This window comes from Micromonospora sp. ALFpr18c (genome assembly GCF_008868155.1).
In the GTDB taxonomy this organism is placed as follows: Bacteria; Actinomycetota; Actinomycetes; order Mycobacteriales; family Micromonosporaceae; genus Micromonospora.
In genome coordinates this window covers 1-5,066 of the sequence record NZ_WBKR01000296.1, presented here as the reverse complement: position 1 = coordinate 5,066, position 5,066 = coordinate 1, and the positions used below count along the sequence as shown (strand labels likewise).

5 protein-coding genes are annotated in these 5,066 nt (G+C 72.2%); 1 reads left to right on the top strand and 4 read right to left on the bottom strand.

The features are described 5' to 3' along the window. Positions 1–30: 30 nt before the first annotated feature. A complete protein-coding gene (locus F8271_RS29825; RefSeq protein WP_151493148.1) occupies positions 31–825 on the bottom strand; it encodes an NADH-quinone oxidoreductase subunit C in 795 nt (264 codons plus the stop codon). Between the two features lie 96 nt (positions 826–921). Here F8271_RS29825 and F8271_RS29820 point away from each other — a divergent pair, with 96 nt between their 5' ends. Continuing rightward, entirely contained in the window at positions 922–1,968 is a 1,047-nt protein-coding gene (locus F8271_RS29820; RefSeq protein ID WP_151493147.1) for a glucose 1-dehydrogenase, read from the top strand. A gap of 16 nt (positions 1,969–1,984) precedes the next feature. Here F8271_RS29820 and F8271_RS29815 read toward each other — a convergent pair whose 3' ends face one another. From F8271_RS29815 to F8271_RS34325, 3 genes are read right to left on the bottom strand one after another with little or no spacing between them, the layout of a single operon-like run. After that, positions 1,985–3,301: a DUF2252 domain-containing protein gene (locus F8271_RS29815; RefSeq protein WP_151493146.1), complete on the bottom strand. Its 1,317-nt coding sequence runs from the start codon at positions 3,299–3,301 to the stop codon at positions 1,985–1,987. A 35-nt stretch (positions 3,302–3,336) separates the two neighbouring features. Beyond that, positions 3,337–3,918: an NADH-quinone oxidoreductase subunit B gene (locus F8271_RS29810; RefSeq protein ID WP_151493145.1), complete on the bottom strand. Its 582-nt coding sequence runs from the start codon at positions 3,916–3,918 to the stop codon at positions 3,337–3,339. 30 nt (positions 3,919–3,948) lie between these two features. After that, on the bottom strand, positions 3,949–4,185 hold the full coding sequence (locus F8271_RS34325; protein ID WP_225854856.1) for a transposase: 237 nt from the start codon (positions 4,183–4,185) through the stop codon (positions 3,949–3,951). Positions 4,186–5,066: the final 881 nt, after the last annotated feature.

Sequence of the window (5,066 nt, the reverse complement as noted above, 5' to 3'; positions counted from 1 at the left end):
CCCGCAGCACCAGCTCCACCCAGAGCGGCATCAGCGCGTACCCCCGTCGTCGCCGGTGCCGTCGGCCGCCGGCGGGTCCGCGACCGGATCGGGCCGCGCGGACCCCGCCGGGCCGTCGGCGGTGCCGGCGAGCCGGGGAGTACGCGCCGGACGGGCCCCCGGCGCCGGCCGTGCGGGCCGCTCACCGGCCGGTCGGGCCGGGGTGCCGCCGCGCGGGCCCTCCCCCACGCCGCCCGCGCCCGCCGGGGTGGGCGTGCTGCCCCACTCGCCCGGAGCGGGCACACCCGGCGGGCGGATCGGCCGACGGCCACCGCCGGCCTCCGACTCGCCCGGTTCCTTCGCACCCGGCCACGGCTTGGCCACCCGCGAGGCGAGCACGAACTCCTTGCGCAGCGGATGGCCCTCGAACTCCGGCGGCAGCAGCAGCGGTCGCAGCTCCCCGTGGCCGGTGAAGCCGATGCCGAACATCTCGTGCGTCTCCCGTTCGTGCCAGGCCGCCCCCGGGTAGACGTCCACCACCGAGGGCACCGTGGGTGCGTCGCGGGGCACCCGGGTGCGCAGCAACACCCCGTGCCGCAGCCGCGTCGACCAGAGGTGCGCCACCACGTCGAAGCCCTCGGCCAGCTCGTCCACGGCCGACAGCCAGTCGAAGAAGTCGCAGGCCAACTCGTCGTCGTCGCGGGCCGTGCGCAGCGCCTCCGACCAGGTCGCCGGCGGAACGTCGACGGTGGCGCGGGCGAACCGCTGCCCGCCGGAGACCGACGGGGTCGCCTCGACCGGCGCGAGCAGCGCGACCAGCCGAGCGCCGACCTCTTCGGGAGTCATGCCGCTGATCCTAGTGCGGGCCCGACCCGCGCCGACCCGCCGTCGATCTGCCGGCTTTGCCAGGCGGCGCGGCGGCCGGCGGGGAAAGATGAGGGCGTGCGCGCTGTCACTGTGAGACCCGGAGTCGCCAACTCGCTGAGCCTCGTCGAGGATCAGCCTGAGCCCGCGGCCGAGGAGGGTTCCGTCCTGGTGGAGGCGCTGGCGGTGGGCATCTGCGGCACCGACCACGAGATCATCTCCGGGGCGTACGGCGAGGCGCCGCCGGGGGCGGACCGCCTGGTCATCGGGCACGAGTCCCTGGGTCGGGTGATCGAGGATTCCAGCGGCACCCTGCAACCCGGTGACCTGGTGGCCGGCATCGTCCGGCATCCCGACCCGGTGCCCTGCCCGAACTGCGCGGTCGGCGAGTGGGACATGTGCCGCAACGGTCAGTACACCGAACACGGCATCAAGGCACTGCCCGGGTTCGCCCGCGACCGCTGGCGTATCGAGCCCCGGTTCGCGGTCGGGCTCGACCCGGCGCTGGCCCAGGTCGGCGTGCTGCTCGAACCGACCAGCGTGGTGGCCAAGGCGTGGGACCACATCGAGCGGATCGGGCACCGGGCCGAGTGGCAGCCACAGACCGTCCTGGTCACCGGGGCCGGACCGATCGGGCTGCTGGCCGCCCTGCTCGGCAGCCAGCGCGGGCTCTCCGTGCACGTGCTGGACCGGGCCACCGACGGGCCGAAGCCGGAGCTGGTCGCCGGGCTCGGCGCCACGTACCACGCGGTGCCGGTCAACGACCTGCCGTTCGAGCCGGACGTGGTGATCGAGTGCACCGGCGCACCCACGGTCGTCCTCGACGTCATGTGCAAGGCAGCGCCCACCGGGATCGTCTGCCTGGCCGGCGTGTCCAGCGGCGGCCGCAGCATCGACTTCGACGCCGGAGCGCTCAACCGGGCCCTGGTGCTGGAGAACAACGTGGTGTTCGGCTCGGTGAACGCCAACCGGCGGCACTGGACCATGGCCGCGCAGGCACTCACCCGCGCCGACCAGGTCTGGCTCTCGTCACTGATCACCCGCCGGGTGCCGGTCAACAGGTACGCCGACGCCTACACCGCCGGGCCGGACGACATCAAGGTGGTGCTGGAGTTCGCCTCCTGAGCGACGTCGCGGCGGATCAGATGCCAGGCAGCCGGCCGTTGCGGAACAGGTCGACGAAGAGCTGATGGTCCTGCCGGGCGCGCACCCCGTACGCGTGCGCGAACTCCACCAGGTGGGTGACGAATCCCGACTCGTCGGCGCCCACCGCGGCGACGATCGCCTCCTCGGTGGAGTAGTCCACCAGGTCGTGACTGGACTCGTCGTCGGCAACCGAGTGCATCCGGGCCACCGCCCGACCCAGGTCGACGAGCACCCCGCTCAGGTCCTCCGGCTCGTTGACGTCCGACCAGTCCAGGTCGGCGGCGTACGGGGAGACCTCGGCGACGAGCTGACCGGCCCCGTCCAGCTCGGTGAAGCCCAGCCACGGGTCGGCATGCGCCTGCAACGCCCGCTGCGACTCGGCGGTCCGGTGCCCCTGGTGCTGGAAGTAGTCGCGGACCGTCTCGTCGGTGACGTACCGCGCCACCGCCGGCACCTGCGCCTGCTTCATATAGATGACGACGTCGTTCTCCAGGGCCTCGGTGTGCCCCTCCAACAGCAGGTTGTACGACGGCAGCCCGGCCGAGCCGATGCCCACCCCCTTGCGCAGCACCACGTCCTTGATCCGGGCCGCCACCGGGCGCAGCCGTGCCGCGGCGGCGGGCAGGGTGCCCAGGTACTCCTCGAAGGCGGCGCGAACCTTGTCCCGGGTCGCGTCGTCGATCTCGAAGACCCCGTCGCCGACCGAGAACCGCCGCTCGTAGTTGTCGACGGTGGTCTGCGCGGCGAGCAGGTCGACGCGCGTGTTGAGCCGCGCCTGCTGGAGGACCCGGCGCAGCACCCCGTCGGCGTTCTCCAGGGTGATCGAGCCGATCGCGTCGTCTCCGCCGGCGGCGATGGCCCGCAGCTCGGTCAGGTACGAGCGGGCGAAGCCCGCCACCAGCTCACCGATCACCGTGTCGGAGAGCGCCTTGCCGTAGCCAAGCAGCGCCGCACTGGCCGCGAAGCGTCGCAGGTCCCAGGTGAACGGCCCGACGTACGCCTCGTCGAAGTCGTTGACGTTGAACACCAGGTGCCCGGAGGCGTTCATGTACGTGCCGAAATTCTCCGCGTGCAGGTCACCGTGGATCCACACCCGGCTGGTCCGCTCGTCGAGGAACCGGTCGTCGGCGAAGTCGCCGAGCTGGTCGGCGTAGAACAGCGCGGCGCTGCCCCGGTAGAAGGCGAACGGCGACGCGGCCATCTTGCGGAACTTGCGCCGGAAGGCGGCCGGGTCGATGGCCATCGACGCGCCGAACTCCTCGGTGAGCACGTCGATGATGTGGGCGGACCGCTGGTCCACTGAGCTGCTCATGAAGCGCAGGCTAGCCCGGCCCGGCCACCCCGGTGTCAACCGGCGGCGGGTGGGCGTACCGGCGGGGCGGTGAGCGAGTCGACGGAGCGCGCGGCGGCGGCTTCGCGGGGCGGGGCGTCCAGCGGCGCGGCGAGCAGATCCCGCTGCGGCACGCCGCCGATGCCGGACTGCTCGGCGGCGATCTTCTCCTGCAGGCGCAGGATGCCGTGCAGCAGCGCCTCCGGTCGGGGCGGGCAGCCGGGCACGTACACGTCGACCGGGATGAGCTGGTCGACGCCCTTGGTCACCGAGTACGAATCCCAGTAGGGGCCGCCGCAGTTGGAGCAGGCGCCGAACGAGATGACGTACTTCGGCTCGGGCATCTGGTCGTACAGCCGCTTGATGGCCGGGGCCATCTTGTCGGTGACCGTGCCGGAGACGACCATGAGGTCGGCCTGCCGGGGGCCGTGGGCGAACGGGATCACGCCGAGCCGGATGAAGTCGTGCCGACCCATGCTGGTCGCGATGAACTCGATCGCGCAGCAGGCCAGGCCAAAGTTGAACACCCAGAGCGAGTAGCGGCGCCCCCAGTTCAGCACGAACCGGATCGGCTCACCGAGCACTGCCGGTAGCTGCACGCCTGCCCCCTTCTGTCCTCCACCCGACAGTCAACCACAGGGTCCGGCCGCTTCACCGGGAGCGGCGAGCACCCGTGCTGCTCGACTCGGCGCACCGTCCATCCCGGCCCGGCCGGCACGGCTGGCAGGGCCGGCTGGACACTGAGGTTCCCCCGATAACGCGGAGGCGTTCGGCGTCGCTGCTGGTGGTGCCCGGCCGGCGCCGGTCTCGGCCTTCTTCACCCACGTGCGCAACGTCTCGGGATGAACCCCGAGTTGGCCCGCGATCCGGCGGATCGCGCTGACCGGAGACGCCGGTCCCGGCGGGCCTCGACCGTCAGCCGGGTCGCACGCTCACACAGCTCGGGGCCCTGCCCCTGGCCCCGATCCTGCTCCTTGCCCATACCCATACTGCTGCTGTTGAGCCGCAGAATATCCACCTCCCGTCCCGCTCCGGGAGAAGGAAGGATGATAAGGAGTGGCAGAACGAAGGCTCGCCGATGCGGCCTGCTGACCACCCCAGTTCATCGCCGGTGCAGCGCTAGGCGGTGCAGAACCATACTGGCTGGAGGACGGATACCCCGACGCCCCGTAGGCAGCCGAGGTCGAAGGGCCAGACAGCGGTGCGGAAGCGACCGGCGCGCGTGTGGGGCTGAAGTGTGCGGCGGCGCCAACCCCAGGATGTTCCGGCGAGTAGACGCCTTCCTCGGTCGACCTCTCGGAGGCCTGGCGGGTCTGGCCGTCATCGGCTGGGGGGGCGGGACGGTGGTACATTTCTCGACCCACGTACGCAGGCGCGTTCTGGGCAACCCACTGTGCGAGTGTTTGCGACCTTAGCACGGGGCGGGGGGCTCCGCCCCAGGTCCGCGACGGCATCGGGACGAGTGCCGGTGCTGGCGCCGGTGAGCCGGGGTGCGATCCCGGGATGACGCCCGGTGATGCGACAGGCGAGGGAGCAGCAGGCGCGGCAGGCGAAGGCGCGGTTGCTGCCCGAGTCACGGGCGAGCCTGATGCCGCGAGAGAGGGCGGCACCAGATAGGGAGGGGGTACCCGCGGTGCTTGCTGGGCTTGGCTGTCGAGTGCCGCGGCACGCCTCACATTCAGGCGATCCCCGCTCGGTCCGGCCTGTGAGGCTGACAGCCCGCCGGCGGGGGCGGCGACGACGCGGC

Excerpts from the sequence above, each read along its gene's own strand:
- F8271_RS29825 (WP_151493148.1), bottom strand. The coding sequence starts at position 825 with ATGACTCCCGAAGAGGTCGGCGCTCGGCTGGTCGCGCTGCTCGCGCCG.
- F8271_RS29815 (WP_151493146.1), bottom strand. The coding sequence starts at position 3,301 with ATGAGCAGCTCAGTGGACCAGCGGTCCGCCCACATCATCGACGTGCTC.